Origin of the sequence: uncultured Ruegeria sp., from assembly GCF_947489545.1 — a bacterium.
Lineage (GTDB): Bacteria > Pseudomonadota > Alphaproteobacteria > Rhodobacterales > Rhodobacteraceae > Ruegeria.
The window spans coordinates 22,214-42,944 of the sequence record NZ_CANLDZ010000014.1 but is presented as its reverse complement, the minus strand read 5'-3'; the positions used below and the strand labels follow the sequence as shown (position 1 = coordinate 42,944).

At 55.4% G+C, this 20,731-nt stretch carries 27 protein-coding genes; 17 read left to right on the top strand and 10 right to left on the bottom strand.

Annotated features, from left to right (window positions below; all coding sequences use genetic code 11):
• Window positions 1-115 precede the first annotated feature (115 nt).
• The 4 genes from Q1B13_RS17760 (at window position 116) to Q1B13_RS17745 (ending at window position 2,580) form a co-directional block, all read left to right on the top strand.
• On the top strand, window positions 116-1,228 hold the full coding sequence (locus Q1B13_RS17760; RefSeq protein WP_299082675.1) for a hypothetical protein: 1,113 nt from the start codon (window positions 116-118) through the stop codon (window positions 1,226-1,228).
• A 188-nt stretch (window positions 1,229-1,416) separates the two neighbouring features.
• Window positions 1,417-1,587 carry a hypothetical protein gene (locus tag Q1B13_RS17755; protein WP_299800125.1) on the top strand — a complete coding sequence of 57 codons (171 nt, stop codon included), beginning with the start codon at window positions 1,417-1,419 and terminating at the stop codon, window positions 1,585-1,587.
• 107 nt (window positions 1,588-1,694) lie between these two features.
• Window positions 1,695-2,015, top strand: a complete 321-nt coding sequence (locus tag Q1B13_RS17750) for a hypothetical protein (RefSeq protein ID WP_299082673.1) — start codon at window positions 1,695-1,697, stop codon at window positions 2,013-2,015.
• 112 nt (window positions 2,016-2,127) lie between these two features.
• Window positions 2,128-2,580 (top strand): hypothetical protein, encoded by a 453-nt coding sequence (locus Q1B13_RS17745; protein ID WP_299082671.1) that lies wholly within the window; start codon window positions 2,128-2,130, stop codon window positions 2,578-2,580.
• Window positions 2,581-3,070: 490 nt separating this feature from the next.
• Here Q1B13_RS17745 and Q1B13_RS17740 read toward each other — a convergent pair whose 3' ends face one another.
• Window positions 3,071-3,208, bottom strand: a complete 138-nt coding sequence (locus Q1B13_RS17740) for an entericidin A/B family lipoprotein (protein ID WP_299082669.1) — start codon at window positions 3,206-3,208, stop codon at window positions 3,071-3,073.
• Window positions 3,209-3,385: 177 nt separating this feature from the next.
• Window positions 3,386-3,727: a helix-turn-helix transcriptional regulator gene (locus tag Q1B13_RS17735; RefSeq protein WP_299082667.1), complete on the bottom strand. Its 342-nt coding sequence runs from the start codon at window positions 3,725-3,727 to the stop codon at window positions 3,386-3,388.
• Between the two features lie 368 nt (window positions 3,728-4,095).
• Here Q1B13_RS17735 and Q1B13_RS17730 point away from each other — a divergent pair, with 368 nt between their 5' ends.
• From Q1B13_RS17730 to Q1B13_RS17705, 6 genes are all read left to right on the top strand, one after another.
• Window positions 4,096-4,728, top strand: coding sequence for an ATP-dependent Clp protease proteolytic subunit (locus Q1B13_RS17730; RefSeq protein ID WP_298936956.1), 633 nt, complete (start codon window positions 4,096-4,098; stop codon window positions 4,726-4,728).
• A gap of 132 nt (window positions 4,729-4,860) precedes the next feature.
• Complete coding sequence (gene clpX, locus Q1B13_RS17725; protein ID WP_298936955.1) at window positions 4,861-6,129, top strand: ATP-dependent Clp protease ATP-binding subunit ClpX; 1,269 nt, start codon at window positions 4,861-4,863, stop codon at window positions 6,127-6,129.
• A 67-nt stretch (window positions 6,130-6,196) separates the two neighbouring features.
• On the top strand, window positions 6,197-6,568 hold the full coding sequence (locus tag Q1B13_RS17720; protein WP_299082665.1) for a Rid family hydrolase: 372 nt from the start codon (window positions 6,197-6,199) through the stop codon (window positions 6,566-6,568).
• Window positions 6,569-6,648: 80 nt separating this feature from the next.
• Window positions 6,649-7,032 carry an NADH:ubiquinone oxidoreductase subunit NDUFA12 gene (locus Q1B13_RS17715; RefSeq protein WP_298936953.1) on the top strand — a complete coding sequence of 128 codons (384 nt, stop codon included), beginning with the start codon at window positions 6,649-6,651 and terminating at the stop codon, window positions 7,030-7,032.
• A 12-nt stretch (window positions 7,033-7,044) separates the two neighbouring features.
• Window positions 7,045-7,494 carry an outer membrane lipid asymmetry maintenance protein MlaD gene (gene mlaD, locus Q1B13_RS17710; protein ID WP_299082663.1) on the top strand — a complete coding sequence of 150 codons (450 nt, stop codon included), beginning with the start codon at window positions 7,045-7,047 and terminating at the stop codon, window positions 7,492-7,494.
• Window positions 7,491-7,859, top strand: coding sequence for a DUF2155 domain-containing protein (locus Q1B13_RS17705; protein WP_298936951.1), 369 nt, complete (start codon window positions 7,491-7,493; stop codon window positions 7,857-7,859). The genes mlaD and Q1B13_RS17705 overlap by 4 nt, the downstream gene beginning before the upstream one ends.
• On the opposite strand, the gene aat is transcribed toward Q1B13_RS17705, so the two are convergent.
• The 4 genes from aat to Q1B13_RS17685 form a co-directional block, all read right to left on the bottom strand.
• Window positions 7,814-8,446 (bottom strand): leucyl/phenylalanyl-tRNA--protein transferase, encoded by a 633-nt coding sequence (aat, locus tag Q1B13_RS17700; protein ID WP_299082661.1) that lies wholly within the window; start codon window positions 8,444-8,446, stop codon window positions 7,814-7,816. The genes Q1B13_RS17705 and aat overlap by 46 nt on opposite strands.
• A gap of 45 nt (window positions 8,447-8,491) precedes the next feature.
• Window positions 8,492-9,841 (bottom strand): acetyl-CoA carboxylase biotin carboxylase subunit, encoded by a 1,350-nt coding sequence (accC, locus tag Q1B13_RS17695; RefSeq protein WP_298936949.1) that lies wholly within the window; start codon window positions 9,839-9,841, stop codon window positions 8,492-8,494.
• A gap of 9 nt (window positions 9,842-9,850) precedes the next feature.
• Complete coding sequence (gene accB / locus Q1B13_RS17690) at window positions 9,851-10,345, bottom strand: acetyl-CoA carboxylase biotin carboxyl carrier protein (RefSeq protein ID WP_298936948.1); 495 nt, start codon at window positions 10,343-10,345, stop codon at window positions 9,851-9,853.
• A gap of 151 nt (window positions 10,346-10,496) precedes the next feature.
• Complete coding sequence (locus Q1B13_RS17685) at window positions 10,497-11,033, bottom strand: LuxR C-terminal-related transcriptional regulator (RefSeq protein WP_299082659.1); 537 nt, start codon at window positions 11,031-11,033, stop codon at window positions 10,497-10,499.
• Between the two features lie 213 nt (window positions 11,034-11,246).
• Here Q1B13_RS17685 and Q1B13_RS17680 point away from each other — a divergent pair, with 213 nt between their 5' ends.
• The 5 genes from Q1B13_RS17680 (at window position 11,247) to Q1B13_RS17660 (ending at window position 17,172) form a co-directional block, all read left to right on the top strand.
• Window positions 11,247-12,539 carry a helix-turn-helix transcriptional regulator gene (locus Q1B13_RS17680; RefSeq protein ID WP_299082658.1) on the top strand — a complete coding sequence of 431 codons (1,293 nt, stop codon included), beginning with the start codon at window positions 11,247-11,249 and terminating at the stop codon, window positions 12,537-12,539.
• A gap of 78 nt (window positions 12,540-12,617) precedes the next feature.
• Window positions 12,618-12,998 carry a response regulator gene (locus Q1B13_RS17675; protein ID WP_299082657.1) on the top strand — a complete coding sequence of 127 codons (381 nt, stop codon included), beginning with the start codon at window positions 12,618-12,620 and terminating at the stop codon, window positions 12,996-12,998.
• Entirely contained in the window at window positions 12,995-13,315 is a 321-nt protein-coding gene (locus Q1B13_RS17670) for a hypothetical protein (RefSeq protein ID WP_299082656.1), read from the top strand. Before Q1B13_RS17675 ends, Q1B13_RS17670 begins: the two co-directional genes overlap by 4 nt.
• The gene (locus tag Q1B13_RS17665) at window positions 13,303-15,981 is read left to right on the top strand and encodes an ATP-binding protein (protein WP_299082655.1); all 2,679 of its coding nucleotides are present in this window, start codon (window positions 13,303-13,305) and stop codon (window positions 15,979-15,981) included. The genes Q1B13_RS17670 and Q1B13_RS17665 overlap by 13 nt, the downstream gene beginning before the upstream one ends.
• A gap of 78 nt (window positions 15,982-16,059) precedes the next feature.
• Window positions 16,060-17,172, top strand: a complete 1,113-nt coding sequence (locus Q1B13_RS17660; protein WP_299082654.1) for a FliM/FliN family flagellar motor switch protein — start codon at window positions 16,060-16,062, stop codon at window positions 17,170-17,172.
• 13 nt (window positions 17,173-17,185) lie between these two features.
• Here the strand turns inward: Q1B13_RS17660 and Q1B13_RS17655 are convergent, their stop codons facing one another.
• Both Q1B13_RS17655 and Q1B13_RS17650 read right to left on the bottom strand, forming a co-directional pair.
• Entirely contained in the window at window positions 17,186-17,617 is a 432-nt protein-coding gene (locus tag Q1B13_RS17655) for a TIGR01244 family sulfur transferase (RefSeq protein ID WP_298936941.1), read from the bottom strand.
• 193 nt (window positions 17,618-17,810) lie between these two features.
• Window positions 17,811-18,674: an MBL fold metallo-hydrolase gene (locus tag Q1B13_RS17650; RefSeq protein WP_299082653.1), complete on the bottom strand. Its 864-nt coding sequence runs from the start codon at window positions 18,672-18,674 to the stop codon at window positions 17,811-17,813.
• Between the two features lie 245 nt (window positions 18,675-18,919).
• Here Q1B13_RS17650 and Q1B13_RS17645 point away from each other — a divergent pair, with 245 nt between their 5' ends.
• On the top strand, window positions 18,920-19,135 hold the full coding sequence (locus tag Q1B13_RS17645; protein WP_298936939.1) for a hypothetical protein: 216 nt from the start codon (window positions 18,920-18,922) through the stop codon (window positions 19,133-19,135).
• Window positions 19,136-19,144: 9 nt separating this feature from the next.
• Here Q1B13_RS17645 and Q1B13_RS17640 read toward each other — a convergent pair whose 3' ends face one another.
• Window positions 19,145-19,363, bottom strand: a complete 219-nt coding sequence (locus tag Q1B13_RS17640) for a hypothetical protein (RefSeq protein WP_299082652.1) — start codon at window positions 19,361-19,363, stop codon at window positions 19,145-19,147.
• Between the two features lie 163 nt (window positions 19,364-19,526).
• On the opposite strand from Q1B13_RS17640, the gene Q1B13_RS17635 reads away from it, so the two are divergent.
• Window positions 19,527-19,793, top strand: a complete 267-nt coding sequence (locus Q1B13_RS17635) for a DUF2312 domain-containing protein (protein WP_120633351.1) — start codon at window positions 19,527-19,529, stop codon at window positions 19,791-19,793.
• A 9-nt stretch (window positions 19,794-19,802) separates the two neighbouring features.
• Here the strand turns inward: Q1B13_RS17635 and Q1B13_RS17630 are convergent, their stop codons facing one another.
• Window positions 19,803-20,714: a hypothetical protein gene (locus tag Q1B13_RS17630; protein ID WP_299800115.1), complete on the bottom strand. Its 912-nt coding sequence runs from the start codon at window positions 20,712-20,714 to the stop codon at window positions 19,803-19,805.
• Between the last annotated feature and the right edge of the window lie 17 nt (window positions 20,715-20,731).

The window sequence follows — 20,731 nt, the reverse complement described above, 5'->3', positions numbered from 1 at the left end:
ACGGCGATTGAACCACATCAGCTATTCACATTTATCTAGTCCCATGCCATCTTTCGGATGTGCTGGATCGTAGCTACGTTCCATCGAAACAATAGTTTTTCATTTGAGAAGTTGAATGTCAGATAATCAGATTTCAATAGCTTCAGGCCAAGGTGAAAACGAAAATTTAGTAGTACAGTTTTCAAAACAAGATTTTTCTGACTTCATTTTGTCGCTTGTTAAGACACCACAGGAACATGAAAAGGAACTTGAGGTAGGCTTCGACATCGGTATCACTGACTTGAGAAATTTGGTTGATAAATTACTCTATCAGGTCAAGACGCAAAACGATGTGCTTAACAGCGATTTGACTGCAAATATTGAATATTCTGATGGCCGAAAGGTATTCTATAACTCGTATGAGCAGCTGTTTCAGACTCACGATTATCGTCGTGAAGACGTAAGGCGAATTTCGATGACTATTTCTTTGTTAATTGGATTTAATCGGGGTGAGGATAAGAAAAGTTTCGAAAAACAGACGGTCGCACTCACTTTTTTGGCCGGTGAATTTGGATCTGCCGAAATCTCAATAAGATCGACGGAACTTACGTGGCCCAACACGGTCTTCTCGCTTTTGGAAAGTGAAGTGTTGGATATATCCGAGGCTACAGGCGGTTTGCCATCAATAAACGCACAAAGCAAGTACCTTCCATTAAGCAAGATGTTGGCGAAGAGTAAGTCTAAAGACAGTAAAGCACTTATTGATCCTGAAGGTCTAATTTTGGTGTTAATATTCTCGTTTTCATTTTTAGTTCTACCAGCTTTGTCGACCGATGGGCTAGCTGTGTTTGATGAGGAGCAAGGGAAAATCGTATCGATTTCGTTGGAAGAGGTATTAGAGAATTCGAATTGGCGCGAAGCTGTACAGGACCTAATTGCGACAAAGGAGTTGGAAAAAGCCGGTGTGGAACTGGCCGTTCCCAAGCCACACTTAGTCGCTAGAATTTGGCATCGACTGGTGGGTTTAGGTCCGATTGTGCATTTGGTTTCAGCAGGCGTATTTGTATACTTACTACTCACGTATCGATTGAAAAAACAAATTGAAATTCCGAGGAAAGCAAGGATTTTCTTAAGTCCTCCACCATTTCCGGAGAGGCCAAGTGTCGAACCATGGACTGGTTTGTTTGCTTCTTTGATCTATGGCATAGTGGGCGGTATTCTCACTAGTATTTTAATGGCGGTATTCTAAACTCTACCGTTTTAATTTCGTACCTTTGTTTGCGACCCGGGGCTCCGCCTGTTCGGCCCTGAAACGGTCCGCTGTACCGTTTCCGAGACGGGCCTCACCCCCTCGGGCCGGCGCTGCCCTTAGTTTGTTGATCGACCGCTCGGTAACCGGTTGCAATTGTGCTAAAAGCGGTCGAATTTGATACGATCATGTTTAGGTATGACCCCAAAATCGAATTCATCGCGTGTTGCATACTTGTGGCTGCTGTTGGTGCGTACCGTTGGGTGCACTATCAGCCGAACTACATAGTTGATGCGATTTGTGCGGGTGTGATCATCGGCGCGGCCTATTTTCACTATAGGTGGAAGCGAAAACAGTAGTTCGTAGCAGCTATTTCACCACCCAACCAACTGTGACCCACCTCACAGCCCCAACCCCGCTCACCTGCTATTGTTGACGCAACGGAAACAGTCCGAGGAAGCGTCCAATGTCCACGTCCATGATCCCCCTTATCGCCCTCGGGTCGGCGGGTCTCTATTCTGTGGCCATGATCGCGATGAAGTTCTGGTGGAAACTCCCCGGCGTCGGGCTTGGCCTGCTGATCGTCGCCACGCTATTGGCCGGGGCAACGCTCGAACTCGCCGCGTTGCGCGACGAACGGCTGGGCATCATCTATACCGGCATTCTGGGGGCCGAGGTGGTTCTGATCGCCATCGCCTCGTTCTTTCTGTTCGGCGAAAACTTCTCATATCGCGAGGGGTTTGGCATCGCTCTGGTCATCCTCGGCACCGCTTTGGCGTGGGCCTGAGGCGAACATGAAGCCAACATTAAGCCTCCTTTAGAAAACTTGCATGCCCCCCGAACCCTCCCAATCTGTTTAAGGACGGCCAATGATGGCCACACAGTTTGGAGGAGAGACCATGACCAGATATATGACTGCCGGAGCAGCCGCTTTGGCCACGAGCCTCACCCTTGGAACCGCCGCTTTGGCCGATACATCGCCAGACCTGCGCGGCACCTGGACCGGCACCTATACCAAGGTGTCCCCGTCCCGTACTGCCACCGGTGATGCCCCGCGTTTCCACGATGGCGAATGGCTGCTGGATATTCAGAAGCAGCAGGAAAACCTGTTCTGGGGACCCAGCATGTGGCGGCCGAACAGCGATGCGGACTGGCGGGTATATGATGCCACCGGCACCATCAGCTTGGATGGGTCAGGCACGATCGGATTGGTCGAAAGCTCGGCCGACCCAGAGATTGGTGTGAACGCACTGGTCGATGCCAAGTACCAGGACGGTAAGATTTATGCGGATTTCCGTAGCCTGCGCCGAGGGACAGCGTACAGCGTTGTTCTAGAGCGTCAGGTGAACTGAAGCGTCTCTGGCCCGACGGGTTGAGGGGGTATGTACCGCCGTTATGATTAGAATGCGGCATTGTGTAATCAGTATCCCGCTCGGGTCAGAGCGCTTCTCATAATCGGAACCAACACCCCCATCGGGGGGAGGTGGGCCGGGCGGCAATTTCGCCGCCCGCGATTGAATCCAGTCCGCCCCGCGTCAGAATGCGGTGTTCTTCGACCCGGATCATCTGGACCTTGCCTTTTGTGCAACTCGAAAGACTGGGGGTCTGAGTGTTGTACAAAATCCCGCAATTTCGATCTAATCGACCGTATGCTGCCTTTGTCGGTGGGGAGAATTGAAGGTTTCGCCGAGTGATTTTGTGCTTGGGAGGGTTTTTACATCCCAAAACGGTCGTAAGACAGGGCCCCGTTGCGACAGCAATAGAGCCCCGTTTTCACGTCATGTGATGCGGTGTTTGGTCAGCTTGGGTGTTGCAATCAAGCCAGCTACACTTGGCTGCGGTTCAGAGGTTTTCCTGAACGTCAGTTGCTGCGCCTTGTATGGCATCGCCAGCGTTTTCAATGTCTTTACCAGCGCCTTTTGCGGTTTCGCAAGCTACCAGTGCGAACAGGCTCAGGCCAATCAAAATTACGCGGATCATACGTGTCTCCTCAGTACATAATTCTCTTTCGGTAACATCTTTTGCGCACCTGAACCAGTGCCTTAGCCGCATATTGATACAAGCTGGTTTGAAAGCGCAACTTGGCTGTTCACCTTGCTGACGCTGATCTTTTGAGAATGGGCATGGTTCGAATTTATTGCGATCGGTCGGTTGACCTTAGGTGTTGTTATCGCTGCAAAAAAGCTCGTACACGACTTCAAGCATGCGGCGCGGACGCTCATCTGCCAGGCGATAGTAAATCGCTTTGCCCTCGCGCCGAGGTGTGACCAGACCTTCTAGTCGCAGGCGGGACAGTTGTTGCGACACTGCAGCTTGCCGCGCCGATAGAAGATCTTCCAGCTCAGTCACGGATTTTTCGCCCGAGGTCAGGTGACACAGGATCATCATGCGGCCCTCGTGGCTTATTGCCTTAAGGAAATTTGATGCTCGTGTCGCATTGTCGATCATAAGATCCATGTCTTCCTTAGACATGTCGTGGGACAGCTGGGGGAGTGCCATAATCGTCTTCCTTGCGAACCCGTCAGTTGGGTGCTGCTCCAGTGGCGGTGCGACCCTTAAGGACGATCCGCGTTTGTACTTGCCTTATATGCTTATTTGCAAGCGCATGAATCAGAATATTGTGATGAGCAAAAGGGGAACTAAAGGCGAATTTCCCCGGTATCGCCAAAGGCCAAATACAGGCTGCACTCGATAAGGATCGGGCTGTGCCGGTCGATAGCTGGACCCGTTGTGTGGTTTAGGGCGGTGCACCAATCGGCTATTGTTCTCGAACACCCCCCCTTGCAGCCCCCCGGTGGCAATACTAAGACTCGGGTAACTCTCGTTGGGATAAAATCCCGATCCATAGCAAAGCAGGCAGGTTCCGTATGTTCGATCCAGTAGATACCTACATGAATACGCTCGTTCCCATGGTCGTCGAGCAGACCAGCCGGGGCGAGCGCGCATATGACATTTTCTCGCGTCTGCTGAAAGAGCGGATCATTTTCATCAACGGACCGATCCACGATGGGATGAGCCATCTGGTCGTGGCCCAGTTGCTGCATCTTGAAGCCGAAAATCCGAACAAGGAAATCTCGATTTATATCAACTCGCCGGGTGGCGTGGTGACCAGCGGTTTGTCGATTTACGATACAATGCAGTACATTAAGCCAAAGTGTTCGACATTGGTAATCGGTCAGGCTGCCTCGATGGGGTCGGTTTTGCTGGCCGGTGGTGAGAATGGCATGCGCTTTTCGCTGCCCAATAGTCGCATTATGGTGCACCAGCCAAGCGGTGGGTATCAGGGGCAGGCCAGCGATATCATGATTCATGCGGCCGAGACGCAGAAACTCAAGGATCGCCTTTATGATATCTACGTTCGTCATACCGGGCAGACCAAAAAGTCGGTTGAAAAAGCGCTGGACCGTGACAATTTCATGAGCCCGGAAGAAGCCAAAGAGTGGGGTCATATCGACGAGATCGTCGAAAACCGCGCAAAAATGGATACGGAAGAGGCCTGATGCCAAAACTCCGCGTCACCGGCGCGGGGGTCATTTTGAGATTGTAGCCGTCACAGTGCTGGCCTAAGCTGCATGAACAGGCGCAAACGCGTTCCGCAAAGGGGCGCAGGGATGGAGCCCGAAAGGTAGATCATGGCGACGAATTCAGGCGGTGACGGCAAAAATACGCTCTACTGCAGCTTTTGCGGCAAAAGCCAGCACGAGGTGCGTAAGCTGATCGCGGGCCCGACCGTTTTTATCTGTGATGAATGTGTCGAGCTGTGCATGGACATCATCCGCGAAGAGACAAAGGCCAGTGGGCTGAAGTCCTCGGACGGTGTGCCGACACCAAAGGATATCTGCGAGGTTCTGGACGACTATGTGATCGGACAAGCCACCGCGAAACGGGTTCTGTCGGTAGCGGTACACAATCATTACAAGCGGCTCAATCACGCTCAGAAGTCTGGCAGTGATATTGAATTGGCCAAATCCAACATTCTGCTGATCGGTCCAACGGGCTGCGGTAAGACGTTGCTGGCGCAGACGCTGGCGCGCATTCTGGATGTGCCGTTTACAATGGCCGACGCAACCACGCTGACCGAAGCGGGCTATGTGGGTGAGGATGTCGAAAACATCATCCTCAAGCTGCTGCAGTCCAGCGAATACAATGTCGAACGCGCCCAACGTGGCATCGTCTATATTGATGAGGTCGACAAGATAACGCGCAAGTCTGAAAACCCCTCAATCACCCGCGATGTATCGGGTGAGGGTGTGCAGCAGGCGTTGTTGAAATTGATGGAAGGCACTGTTGCCAGCGTTCCTCCGCAAGGGGGACGCAAGCACCCGCAGCAGGAATTCCTGCAAGTGGACACGACGAACATCTTATTCATCTGTGGGGGTGCCTTTGCTGGGCTGGACAAGATCATTGCGCAACGCGGCAAAGGCTCGGCTATGGGCTTTGGTGCTGATGTGCGGGACAATGATGATCGAGGCGTAGGCGAGATTTTCAAGGAACTTGAGCCCGAAGATCTATTGCGATTTGGCCTGATCCCCGAATTTGTTGGCCGCCTACCGGTCCTGGCAACGCTTGAAGATCTGGACGAGGACGCTCTGGTCACCATCCTGACCAAGCCGAAGAACGCATTGGTCAAGCAGTACCAGCGCCTGTTCGAGCTGGAAGATGCCGAATTGGGCTTTACCGACGATGCGCTGAAGGCGATTGCCAAGAAAGCCATCGAACGTAAAACCGGTGCACGTGGATTGCGCTCGATCCTCGAAGATATCCTACTGGATACCATGTTCGAACTGCCAGGTATGAAGAACGTGACCGAGGTTGTTGTGAACGAAGAGGCTGTAAACTCGGAAGCGCAACCGCTGATCATCTACGCAGATGCTGCGCAGGAGTCTGCTTCGGCCGGTTGAGTATCTGCAAATCGTTCAAAAAGCGGCGCGGTAATACCCGCGCCGCTTCTGTTTGAGGAGTAGCCAAATGATCAAACGAATTCACTCCGGCGGAGAATATGAAAAGAAGGTTGGTTATTGCCGTGCAGTGGTTGCAAATGGTTTTGTTTTCGTCGCCGGAACTTGCGCCCAAGGTGATCACATTCCTGAAGATATTGTTGGTCAGTGCCAATCGTCTTTGGATGCTATTGGAAAAGCCCTGGCCGAGGCCGGAGCGGGTTTCAAAGATGTGGTCCGCGTGAACTACTATTTGCCGGATATGAGTGAATTCGAACTGTGTTGGCCGTTGTTGCAGGACGCATTCGGTGCAAACCCACCCGCAGCAACGGTGGTCGAATGCAACCTCATCACACCGAAAGACCGGATCGAAATAGAAGTCACCGCAGTTCTGCCTGAATAACGTTGAACCTAGGTCGGGCACTGGACCTTGGCGGGCCTTTGGTCCATACCTTTGCTCGACCGAAATGCCGGAGGCAGCCAATGGGAATCCTGAACACTCTTTTGCGGGCCGTGACGTGGTGGAACGGGGCAACCCTGAACACACAAATCTATACCGCGCGTAAGGGCGTTAAAGTTGGCGAAGACAACGAAGGCAACGTGTTTTACCGCAATGCAGATGACAGCAAGCGCTGGGTGATTTTCAACGGTGAAGCCGAGGCCAGCCGGGTTGATCCCGAGTGGCACGGTTGGCTGCACCGGACCTGGGATGAACCACCAACAGACAAGCCGTTGCCACACAAATCTTGGGAAAAACCGCATCAAGAGAACCTGACGGGAACGGCCCTTGCCTATACTCCCGCAGGGTCGTTGCGCCGGGCTGAACCGGTTGAGCGTAAGGATTACGAGGCCTGGAGCCCGGAATAAACGAGGCGAGCAATGTCCCACAATTGGACCGAAGTTATTGTCGGTGGCGCTGTATTGGCGTGTGCCGTTGCGTTTGGTGTCTATGCCAGCCAATCCACTGGCCTGTCGCAAAACAGCGCCGGGTATGAGCTGGGCGCATCGTTCCGCTCACTTGAAGGCGTCGGTGTCGGCACTGACGTGCGGCTGGCCGGTGTCAAGATTGGCACTGTCACAAACGTGGCCTTGAACCCGGATACTTACCGTGCCGATACGACGTTTTCGGTAGCAGACGGTATTCTTGTTCCGGATGACAGCGCCATCGTGATCTCGTCCGAAGGGCTGCTTGGCGGGAACTTCGTCGAAGTTATGCCAGGCGGATCGCCTTTCTTTTTCGAACCCGGGGACGAGATCGAAGATACCCAAGGCGCAGTCAGCCTGATCTCTCTGCTGGTCAAGTTCGTGGCCGGGGATGGCAGCGAATGATGCGTGCGGTCCTGATGTCTTTGCTGCTGGTGGGAACAAGCGCCGCAGCACAGCAAAAGGTTCAATCCGGTCCCGGTGCCTTGTTGCGCGGTCTGGACAAAGTGAATGGGCAGACCGTTGATGTTGAGATGCAGAACGGCCAGACCCAATCGGTTTTTGGGCTGGATGTGGCGTTGGGCGATTGCCGCTATCCGGTGGACAATCCAACCGGGGATGCCTTCGCCTATCTTACAATCTGGGACACAGGCAAAGCGGATCAGTTGTTTGATGGCTGGATGATAGCGACCTCACCGGCGCTGAATGCTTTGGATCACGCGCGCTATGACGTTTGGGTGATCCGCTGTATCACGCCTTCGGCGGACTGAGACAGCGGCGCAGAGAAATCGGCGCTGGTGTTTATCGCTTCTTCCAGCAATGAACGGTACCGACTGCGCGGTATTTCGATGGCCCCCAAGGACGCGAGATGTGCGGTTAGAAATTGCGTATCGAACAGTTGAAACCCGGTTTGCAGCAAACGGTCTGTCAGATAGGCCAACGCGATTTTCGATGCATCCCTGCGGCGCGAGAACATGCTTTCCCCAAAGAATGCAGCCCCCAGAACGACGCCATAAACTCCGCCCACCAACAAGGTTCCGTCCCAGATTTCAAGGGAATGCGCGTGGCCCGAAACGTGCAGGCGCTGATACAGGCTCCGTAGTTCGTCGTTAATCCAGGTGTCGGCGCGGTCGGCACAGCCATCCACGACACCGGCAAAATCCTGATCAATGGTCACATTAAATCCGCAGTTTCGGATCCGGCGGGCAAGGCTGCGTGAGATGTGAAACCCGTCCAACGGAAAAACGCCCCGAATTTTGGGATCGACCCAGAACAGCTCCGGATCATGACGATGTTCCGCCATCGGGAAGATGCCGATGGAGTAACCGTGGAGTAAAAGTTCAGGGGACAGGCTCATTTGGGTCGCCTGAGGGCCGGTGAGTGACCCACCGGCCCAGCGTTGTTATTCGGACATATTCTCCGCAAGCCAGTGCTCCAGCCAGTGGATGTTGTAATCGCCGCTGTGGATATCTGGGTTCTGAAGAAGCTCGTGAAACAACGGTACCGTGGTGTCGATGCCATCTACAATCAGCTCTCCCAGTGCCCTGTTCAGGCGCGCCAGTGCCTCGTCCCGGTCGCGACCCTGTACAATCAGCTTGCCGATCAGCGAGTCGTAATAGGGCGGGATCGAGTAGCCATCATACAGCGCTGAATCCATCCGCACGCCCAATCCGCCGGGCGCGTGATAGGCCGTTATCTTGCCGGGGCAGGGCGAGAAGTTGGGCAGCTTTTCAGCATTGATCCGAACCTCGATCGCGTGGCCGTTGATTACAAGATCGTCTTGCCCGAAAGACATCGGTTCTCCGGCTGCGACAAGGATTTGTTCGCGGACCAGGTCGACCCCGAAGATGCCTTCGGTCACCGGGTGTTCCACCTGAAGGCGGGTGTTCATCTCGATGAAATAGAACTCGCCATTCTCATAGAGGAATTCGATGGTGCCTGCGCCGATATAGTTGATCTTGGCAACCGCATCCGCGCAGACCTTACCGATCTTGGCGCGCTCTTCCGGGGTGATGCTGGGGCCTGGGGCCTCTTCAAAGACCTTCTGGTGGCGGCGCTGCAAGGAACAGTCGCGTTCGCCCAGATGCACGGCCTTGCCCTTGCCGTCACCGAAGACCTGGATCTCGATATGGCGCGGTGTGGTCAGGTATTTCTCAATATAGACCTCGTCATTGCCAAAGGCCGCTTTACCCTCGGCCCGCGCCGTCATGAAGGCACTTTCCATCTCATCCGCGCTCATCGCGACTTTCATGCCGCGCCCGCCGCCACCTGCAGTGGCCTTGATGATGACGGGATAGCCGAATTCCTCACCGATCTTTTTGGCCGCAGCCAGATCGGGAACGCCGCCGTCCGAACCGGGAACGCAAGGAACACCTAGTTCCTTCATGGTGTCCTTGGCGGTGATCTTGTCGCCCATGACGCGGATATGTTCTGCGGTGGGGCCGATAAAGGTGATGTCGTGATCTTCGACGATCTGCACAAACTCGGCATTCTCGGACAGAAAGCCGTAGCCAGGGTGGATTGCTTGCGCGCCGGTAATTTCACAGGCTGAGATGATCGCAGGCACTGACAGATAGCTTTGCGGGCTGGGCGGGGGGCCAATACAGACCGATTCGTCGGCCATGCGCACATGCATCGCGTCGCTGTCGGCGGTGGAGTGGACGGCGACCGTCTTTATCCCCATCTCGCGGGCAGCGCGGATCACGCGCAGGGCGATCTCGCCCCGGTTGGCAATCAGGATCTTATCAAACATGAGCCCGCCTTACTCAACGATGACCAGGGGGGTGCCGAATTCAACGGCATCGCCATCACCGACAAGAATACGCTTGATGGTACCCGATTTGGGTGCGTGGATGTGGTTCATGGTTTTCATCGCTTCGACGATCAGCAACGTGTCGCCTTCGGACACGGACGCGCCAACGCTAATGAAAGACGGTGCGCCCGGTTCGGGCTGCATATAGACGGTTCCAACCATGGGCGAGGTCACGGCACCGGGATGGCTGGCCGGATCTTCCTGCGCCGCTGGGGTCTCTGCTACAGGGGCCGCGGCTGGGGCAGCAGCAGGTGCTGCAGCGGCTGGAACGGCAACCTGGACCGGTGCAGGGGCGGCTTGCATCATTCGGCTGACGCGGACGTTCAGGCTGTCTTCCTCGCCATACTCGCGCTTGACCTGCAATTCGGTCAGGTCGTTGTCACGCAGCAATTCGGCCAGTGCTTTGATGAACGCAACATCCGCTTCGTGTTTGGTATCTGTCATGAGTGTCCTCGACGGTTCCCCTTTGGCCCGTCTGTTTCATGCGGGCTTTGATCTGATTACGCAGCGTTATAAGCTATGCGATGTGTCATGAAAAGCGCAGTCTGGCAATGTTAATCCGAGGGTTAAGCAGGCCCGGAAACGGTCGGCTCGATCACAAGGGCATTCCCGACAGTTTCGCCACCAGTTCCGGCAACTTGCGGGCACCGTGTTTCTCCAGAAGTCGGGCGCGATAGGCCTCGATCGTGCGGTAGCTCAGTCCTAATTCTATGCCGATTTCCTTGGCGGACAGGCCGCGGCAAGACAGGATCGCCACTTCGCGTTCCCGGACGGTGAGCTCAACCAGTGGCCTCTCTTCTGAGATGTCGGAAAAGCTCCAGATCCCGTGGCGAAACGGATCCTCGGGCGTCAGAGACCTCCCCCGTGCACGGCACCAGAACAAATCGCCATTGCGTCGTCGCATGACGCGCTCGTCGGAGTAATACCCGGTGTCCCTCATCACCTGCAGGCTGCGTTCGCCGATCCTCTCCCAGTCAGCAACCGAGGGGTAGAGTTGCAGCAAGGGCATGTTGCGATACTCGACTTCTTCTCCGCCGAATGTCCGCGCAAACTGCAAATTGCAGCGTCGGATAACCCGGTTTTCCAATTCGACCAGTCCGATCGGAGCATATTCAAAGGCGGGGTCACTCATCTGCCTATGGTGCAGGGAAACCGAGTGGAAATGAAGGGGTGATCCATGGTCTTGCCCACCAGAACCTATGGCGCGGGTGCGGCGGGCGGTGTTTTCGTTGTCAAAGCTGTAAAGAAAATTTGAAAACTAGTGCGTAAGCTTCAGGAATTGATAAGATGTTCTGAAAAGTGATTGCTTCTAGTGTAGGGTCACTTGCCACGAGGATTGTGACGAATGCGCAATACGCTGACTGGAAGCCGAATCCGAGAAAGACGGCAGATCGCAGGATTGCGGCAGGCCGAGCTTGCGCGTCGGGTCGGGATTTCAGCCTCCTATCTGAATCTGATTGAACACAACCGACGCCGGATTGGGGGGAAACTCCTGGTCGACATCGCGCGGGCTTTGTCGGTCGAACCCTCGCTTTTGACGCAGGGGATCGAAGCCACTTTGATTTCGGCATTGCGCGAAGCCGCGGTGGACTCTGTTGGTCACCAGGCCGAGTTGGACGTGCTTGAGGAGTTCGCCGGACGTTTCCCGGGATGGGCCGGTGTTCTTGCGCAAATGCATAGGCGTGTTGTGTCGTTGGAGCGTACAGTAGAGACCCTGTCCGACAGGCTGACCCATGATCCCCACCTTGCGGCATCGATGCACGAGGTGCTGTCTACGGCGGCCGCAATCAGATCAACCGCGGCCATTTTGGCGGACACCCAGGATATCGACGATGAGTGGCAGGATCGTTTTCACCGGAACCTGCATCAGGATGCCGAAAGACTGGCAGACAGTTCCAAGGCGCTTGTGACTTATTTGGATGACAGTGACTCAGCCGCGGATCCGCGCGGGGTCCCGTTGGAGGAGGTCGAAGCCTTCTTTGAAGCGCGGAGCCACAGCTTTCCTCAGCTTGAAACTGATGGTGATGCCGGGGCTATCGACTTGGGCGGCCTGAACACTGCGGCCGCCCGCAAAGTTGCCCGCGATTTGCTGAACCTCTGCGCTGCTGATGCGCGTGCCATGCCCTTGAATAAGCTCAAGGCCGCCTTGAAGGAGAAAGAGCCTGAACCGATTGAGTTGGCGCAGATGTTCTCCGTCGACATGGCCACAGTTCTCAGACGACTTGCCTTCTTGCCCGAAGGCTGTCTGCAGCGTCCTGCGGGCCTTGCGATATGTGATGCGTCCGGCGGTATCTTGTTTATCAAGCAGATTCCTGGCCTTGCCATACCGAGGCATGGCGAGGCCTGCCCGCTATGGCCGCTATATTCGGCCTTGAACCAACCTTTGGTGCCGATACGAAGGCGTATTGTGCAGCTGGGGCGCAGTGCGGCAGAGTTCGAGTGCCACGCATATGCCTGGCCACATTCGGTGTCTGGCTATGACCTGACTCCGGCCTATCGATCGGTGATGCTGGTGCGTCCTGCGGGGGATAGCGCGCTTGGCACGACCGCGACGACTGTCGGTCCAAACTGCCGTGTTTGCCCCAGTGGTGACTGCGAGTCGCGACGTGAGCCATCGATTTTGAGCGAAGGTTTTTGACAGTTTCCTGACAGAGCGCTTAATCTGGTCGCGGCGGGTTGCCATGTGTGCGATCCGTCATGGGGAGGAATTGAAAATATGAGCCGAAAGGTTCTGTTGATTGAGGATGAGCCGAACATAGCTGAGGCGATCCGGTTTTTGCTGACCCGTGAGGGGTGGCAGGTTCAAACGCATGGCGATGGTGCGGATGCGCTCCAGGTGATTCGGGCCGCAAATCCCGATCTGGTGATTCTGGATGTCATGTTGCCGGGCAAAAATGGCATGGATATTCTGCGTGACCTGCGAGAGCAGGACGGCATGCAAAGCCTGCCTGTGCTGATGCTGACCGCGCGTGGCCAGTCCCGTGACCGTGAAATGGCCGAAAACGCCGGCGTCAGCCGGTTTATGACCAAACCCTTTTCAAATGCCGAGGTGCTGACCGCTGTACGCGACCTGCATGCTCAGGCAACGCGGTTATGACTGCAGAAGAAAATTCCGAAACTAAGCCGCCGGGTCCAAGGCCCTCAGTTTTTCTGGAGCGACAAAGTTATCGCCGTCGCAGGCTTACGGATGCAGCACGTTTGCTGCCGTTTTTGGGGGCGGCGCTGTTTGCACTGCCGTTGCTTTGGCCCGGGCAGTCTGTTGAAGGCCAGGCAGTTCCACTGTCTTCGGCAATGTTCTACATCTTCGCTTGCTGGGGCGGGTTGATCCTGGTTGGCTTGATCTTCGGCGTGGCGGCCCGCCGTCTGAGGACGCGCGAGGATCCTGAAACGGATACCGATCAATGGCAACGCTGAACATCCTGATCCTGGTTTGTCTGGGGTATGTCGTTTTGCTGTTCGGTGTCGCGTTTGCAGCCGATCGCATGGCTGCGGCTGGGCGGGGCAGGTGGCTGCGGTCTCCGGTGATCTACACCTTGTCCCTGTCGATCTACTGTACGGCCTGGACGTTTTATGGCGCAGTCGGGAATGCCGCACGATCCGGGCTTGAGTTTGTGACCATCTACTTAGGTCCGACTTTGGTCATGGTGAGTTGGTGGTGGGGATTGCGAAAGCTTGTGCGCGTAGGCCGCAGTCAGAGGGTCACTTCGATTGCCGACTTGCTGTCCTCGCGTTATGGAAAGTCAAACACCTTAGCTGTGTGCGTCACCATCCTGGCTGTCCTCGGGGGCACGCCCTATATCGCGTTGCAACTGCAATCGATCACCCTGTCCTTCTCGATCTTTGCCGAAGCGGACACTTCGGGTCTATATCGCGAAGGGTCGAGTGTATTCTGGGTGGCTGCCGGGCTGGCTATGTTTGCTATTCTATTCGGCACGCGCAATCTGGATGCCAACGAGCGTCACCATGGCGTTGTCACCGCCATTGCATTGGAATCAGTCGTCAAATTGTTTGCTTTGTTGGCGGTGGGTATCTTTGTGGTCTGGGGCGTGGCGGGTGGTATGGGCCCGATGATGGACCGCATAGACGCCTCCGAAATCGGCCAGTGGAACGTGGATGCCGGGCGCTGGACCACCTTTATTTTTCTGTCCGCCGCCGCCTTCGTCTGCCTACCGCGCATGTTTCAGGTTATGATCGTCGAAAACGATGACGAGGGCCATTTGCGGACGGCTGCATGGGCCTTCCCATTGTATTTGCTGCTGATGAGCTTGTTTGTGGTTCCGATCGCCGTTGTTGGGTTGGACTTGCTGCCCGAAGGCTCAAACCCGGATTTGTTTGTTCTGACGGTCCCTTTGTCGCAAGGCAATGACTGGCTGGCGATGCTTTCGTTTATCGGTGGCTTTTCTTCGGCCACATCCATGGTGATTGTGACCGCGATGGCCCTGTCTACCATGGTGTCGAACCACGTGGTCATGCCGATCTGGCTGAGCACTCAGGAAGGTTCTGGTTCGATTTCGGGTGACGTACGCAACATCGTATTGATGGCACGCCGGGTTTCGATCGCGGTGATTATGGCGCTGGGCTATTTCTACTACAGCCTGTCTGGTGGCGGGACTGCGCTGTCGTCGATCGGACTGATTGCTTTTGCCGGGATATCTCAGATTCTGCCCGCTTTGGTCGGAGGGTTATTTTGGCGCGGGGCGACGCGGACCGGAGCGTTGGTTGGGCTTTCGGTAGGCTTTGTCCTGTGGATTTATACGCTGCTATTGCCGGGAATGGGCGCTGCCTGGATGCCCGCCTCGATCTTGGAAAGTGGCCCATTCGGTCTGGGCTGGCTACGCCCGCAGGCTCTGTTCGGGATCGAAGGAATCGACCCGATGGTTCATACAGTCATGTGGTCGCTGTCTCTGAACACGATCGCCTTCTGTGTGACTTCCCTGCTGAGTTTCCCCAGCCCGCTGGAGCGTTTGCAAGGCGCGCAGTTTGTCAACGTATTCGATCATTCCGCGGCGCCGCGTGGATGGACCGGCTCGGTGGCGCAAAGCGAAGACCTGATGATCATGACGCAGCGCATTTTGGGCGCTGGCCCCGCGCAGGAGTTCTTTCAGGCTGAAGCCGAACAACAAGGGGGGCGATCGCGCCTGCCCGAGCCGACACCGGGTTTTCTAAACCGTCTTGAACGCGAACTAAGTGGTTCGGTCGGTGCAGCCACAGCGCATGCAATGATCGGTCAGATTGTCGGGGGATCGTCTGTTTCGGTCGAGGATTTGCTGGCGGTGGCCGACGAGTCTGCTCAGCTATTGGAGTATTCCAGCCAACTGGAAGTCAAATCCGCCGAGCTGAGCCGAACCGCTCGAAAACTGCGAGAGGCCAACACAAAGCTGACCCAGGTATCTGAACAAAAAGACAGTTTTCTAAGTCAGGTCAGTCATGAGCTAAGAACGCCCATGACCTCGATCCGCGCGTTTTCCGAGATCATGCGTGATACCCGAGGGCTGAGCGGGACGGAACAGACGCGCTATGCCGCGATCATTCACGATGAAGCCTTACGGCTGACACGCCTTTTGGATGATCTGCTGGACCTGAGCGTGTTGGAAAGCGGTCAGGTAAGTTTGAATGTCGGCGATGACAGCCTCCGCTCGGTTCTGGATCGGGCGGTATCGAGCGCGTTGGCCGGAACCGACGAGAAATTGGCCGTGCGGCGCAGCCGGGCGTCAGAACGTATTCCGCTTCATACTGATCTGGACCGTCTGGGCCAGGTGTTTATCAACCTGATTTCAAATGCGCGGAAGTACTGCGAATCTCCTGAACCAGTTCTGACGATCTCAGCCCATGATGTCGGAGGGCGGTTGGTGATCGACTTTACGGACAATGGCAGTGGCATTCCGCCCGAGGCACAATCGCTGGTATTCGAGAAATTCGCGCGTGTCGGTGGCGACAAGGCAGGGGGCGCCGGGCTGGGATTAGCAATCTGCCGTGAGATCATGCAGCGGCTTGGGGGCGAGATCAGCTATTTGCCCGGGCAGGGCGGGGCCGCCTTTCGTGTAAGCCTGCCGCTGGCCTATCAACAGGCGGCGCAGTGACGGAGGCATAAAGAACTTCGTAACGGTCGTCGGGTTACACCAAGTGTCAGTTGCTGGAACAATTGGTGAATTAGAGCCATGGCACATTCTGTCAGCGCTGCTTTGGCGCGCAAGCTGTCGGTTGGGCAGGATGATTTGAGTGATCGTCCACGCTCGATTCTGCGCGCATTGCGACTGGGATTCGCACGGGCGGCGGGGGATAGGCTGAGCCTGCCGCTTGCGGTTATCGGAGTCAGGCAATCCACCCGGCAACAAAATGAGTTTGTTGAAACGCTCGGCGAAAATTTGTTGCTACTGTTGTTCAGTGGTCCGGAAGGGATTGCGGCGGCCTGTTTGGACCCCAGCTGTGTTTCCGCCATCGTTCAAACCCAAACAATAGGAGAGGTTACAGAAGCCCGGCCAAACGCGCGTGCGTTTACTGATACAGATGCCGCCATGGCAGCTCCATTGATCGAAGAAGCCCTGGCGCGCGCTGCCTCTCTGGTCGAGGCGGCAGCCGATCAGGCTTGCCTTACCGGATACGAATTCAGATCACGTTCTGCGGACTTGGGGAAGCTGTCCCTTGCCCTGGTTGACGATGCCTATCGCGTATTCGAACTGACTGTGGATCTGGCGGGGGGATTGCGGCAGGGGCAAATCACCGTTTTGTTGCCTGATCATCCGTTTCTGCCAGACGAAGGCGCTGCGTCTCCGACGGAAGCTGGACCAAGATTGGAACAATCTGCTGGCGTTGTTCGGGCAGAGTTGAACGCTGTCTTGTGCCGTATGGTATTGCCATTGTCGAATCTGTCCGGGCTGAAAGTCGGAGATCTGGTGCCTCTAACCGGATCCCGCGTGGATCGGACCGAGATCCTGAGTATAGATCGCACGCGCGTGGCAGTGGGGCGTCTTGGCCAGTGTGGCGGTCTGCGGGCCGTTCGCGTAAATGAACACGCGTCGCTGCCTGCCTTGGCAGACCCTGAGCTGGGAAAATTCGTTGCAAGCGAAACAAGGGCGCCACAACAGGACATCCAGGACGCCTCGAACCTGATTCCGGACACGCTGAACGTGACACCGTACAAGGTTGAAACTCCGGACCCTGAACCGCTTGAGAGCGATCTGGATTTTGCGAATTCGGATCAGATTGCAGCCGAGATTTCGCAATTGGCGGGCCTGACCGGACCAGAGGATGGGTCGGAGCGCGGCGGCTGATTCTACGGTCGGGTTAACCCGATGTTTTTCGAATCTGATCCAAAGTCGGACGCAGACCTTCCAACTGATATCCAGCTTTCGTCGTCGCGTTCAAAATCTCATCCGTACTCATGGAATCGCATTGCCCCAACGCCCAGACGACCGAACAGCGCGTGCCCGAGGCACAATAAGCCAGGACTGGGCCGCTGCAACTCTCTGCCAGATCACGTTGTAGCGCAACGTTTTCTGGGGTCATCGTCTGGTGGGTCAATTCCAGAACCTCATATTCCAATCCAGCGGCGCGGACAGCCTCGCCAATCGCATCGGATTGCATATCCGCAGGAACTTCCATGTTGGGGCGATTGCAGATGACTTTGACGAACCCAGCCTCGGCGATGGCAGGAACATCCTCGACCGCGATCTGCGGCGAGACGGAATAGCGGGGGGTTATTGGTCGAATCTCCATGCCATTTCCTTAGGCCGCGTCTGCGGGTCTGTCTAGTTGCACCCTTAATGTTGCACTATGTGCTGTCGCCAGTCTTTGGTCTATCGGCTTCCCAAGTAGCTCGGGTTGGGCCGCGGCTTGAGAACGCACGCCTAGATTTCTTTGGCCTTCGTCGGGCCAGGATGACCGGCGTCCAACCTGCATGCCGACAGAACTACAGTTTGTTGATGGGCACTTTCAGAAACACATCACCCTGTTCGTCTGCGGGGGGCATTTGCCCAGCGCGCATATTGACTTGCAGGGAAGGCAAGATCAGGCGCGGCATGGCCAGAGTCGCGTCTCGGGCGTCACGCATCTCCACGAATTCTTCGATGCTGCGCCCTTGGCCGATATGGACGTTCAGCGCTTTTTGTTCGCCCACTGTGGTTTCCCAGGCGTATTCGTCGCGGCCCGGCGCCTTGTAGTCATGCCCAACGAAAATGCGTGTCTCATCCGGCAAGCTCAGTATTTTTTGGATCGACTCGAACAGCGTTTTGGACGATCCACCGGGGAAATCGCACCGAGCCGTTCCAAAGTCGGGCATGAATAGAGTGTCGCCAACAAATGCCGCATCGCCGATCACGTAGGTCAGGCAAGCCGGAGTGTGCCCCGGTGTGTGCAGAACATCCCCGCGCATCTGCCCGATATGAAAGCTGTCGCCTTCGGAAAACAGAGCGTCGAACTGGCTGCCGTCACGTTGGAATTCGGTGCCTTCATTGAAGACCTTACCAAACGTGTCCTGCACTGCAACGATCTGCGCTCCAATGCCGATTTTGCCGCCCAATTTCTGCTGCAGGTAGGGGGCGGCAGACAGATGATCGGCGTGGACGTGGCTTTCGAGAATCCATTCAACCTTCAGGTCCTCGGACCCTATATACTCGGCAACCTTGTCTGCCGCATGTGTTGTTGTCCGACCCGACGCGTGATCAAAATCTAGAACGCTGTCGATGATTGCGCAGGCACTGCCTTCAGGCTCTTGCACAACGTAGGAAACCGTGAAGGTCTGGCCGTCAAAAAAAGCTTTCACTTTAGGTGTCATGGTGTCCTCCGCTCAGGCAGTTCCGGTCACCTATCAAACTTGGAATATGAAGCAAAAGTCAATCCGACCTTTGATGTCCATCAAAGCAGCATCGGCTAAATCGGATTAAACTTTAGCCGAACCGTGCCTGATTGCGGGAGTTGCCAGGATGTCAGGCAAGATTCCGCACAACTTCAAGGTAACATATTCGGGTCTTATTCTCGTTACCTATATCTGTCAGAATGACACCACTTGGGAGGATGGTTATGACAACAGCTAATCTCTATTCCGAAGCTGAGCAACTTGAGCAGAAGCTTCACAACGCGTGTCTGGATACGCGTCTGGCCCTGCAACCCAGCGTGAGCAAAGTTATTGATCGGATGCGCCGGCAAGGGATGCATGTCCCTTCACGCCTGCGCCGTCTGGATGCTGCGCTTTGCGAAGACGCTATGGAAGCGCGGTTTGACAATATGCCGGTTTGAACCGGTCGGTCATCCAAAGGAGATCCCGAGGATGACCAGCATCAAACCAATCACGGAAAGAAACAGTGAACCCAGATTCCACGGCAGCACGCCTTGGACCACTGCGCGCAAATCATCATCTGACAGCCCGGCCTTACGCGCTTTAATAACGCGAAAGATGCACCAGATCAGCCCGACGAGCCCGGCCAGCGACAGGGCGGCGCCGCCCCAGGTGATGAATTCGAACATAGTGCCCCGCAATTGTCCGTAAACTGTGCCCGCGCTTAGCGGATCAGACCGGATCGCACAAGCCTGGTCCCGGATTGGGTGCTTGCGACCCGAGCAGCGGCGATGTATCCGGCATATTGCCCGATGTGACAGCATCAGATTTCAGCCTCTGGGAGAGACCTATATGGAAGATATGACCGAAGATCAGGCCGCCGCCAATTACCGGGTGACAGCTGGTGAACTGCGCCAGTTTGTAGAACGGCTCGAACGGTTGGAGGCAGAAAAGAAAGACATTGCCGAACAGCAAAAAGAGGTCATGGCCGAAGCCAAAGCACGCGGCTACGACACCAAAGTCATGCGAAAGGTAATTGCCCTGCGTAAACGCGACAAAGACGACATCGCGGAAGAAGAGGCGGTGTTGGAAATGTATAAAGAAGCGCTGGGCATGTAGGCGGATTTTTTAGGGGTGCAAAACCCGAACATTCGGCATGGTGTGGATTTTGGCCAGATCTTGTTCGTACAACTCCGAAAACGCGCTGACGATGTCCGAATTCCAACCCGGTAGATCCAGTTCTTCTTCGATCTGCTCGGGTTGGGCGTGATCTTCAAAAATTCCGGCCAGACTGTCCCGCAGCGATTGTCTGTCCTTTGCGGTCCCTTGCTGGATCAGTTCCAGTAGCTGGGTTTTCCCGGTCCCAGTGAGAAGCGACAAGAGTAACGCATATTCATCCTTTAAGGCAACGTCGTCAGCTAGCCCCGCCATAGCGCGCACAATGTCTCCCCAAATCAGCGGCGTGTCTTCGTTTTCCCACAGCGTTAGCTTAACCCCGGGGGCCAGATCGCCAAGATCGTCGATCATGTTTAACCAGCTCAGGCAACTCAGGTCTGTGCTGCCCAAGATCGATTCTCTTTGGTCTTCATGCAGGGACATCAGAATTTTGGGAATGAAACTGCCCGGATTGACCAAACCGACAAAAAGCTCGAGTTGGGCCCCTTCAAGCAGTTTTTCGGAATAGGCCGTTCGCTTGGCAGCAAAAGGGTAGATCTGGCCGTGCTGAAGTGCTGTTCTTCTAGGCCCAAAGAACTTGTCGCTAGAGATGATCAAACGCTCGGCATTCAGATCCTCGGGAAATATCTCGCGCAGATCCTCTTGTGCGTCGTCGACTGGCACGTCTTTGATCACCGAATCGGACATTACTTTTACAAACTGTCGGCTGTGACGCGGGCCAAGAGGAAGGGACCGGCTTTGGGCAAGGGCCGCTTTGTTTGCCAAAAGGGACCCCAGCAGTCGGCCGTCATCGGTAAAAGCGGCACCAGCATGGATAACAACCTGCATTCTTTTAACACCCTGCGGCTTTGCCAAGCCTGTCATGGCCTGCGTTTTTAACA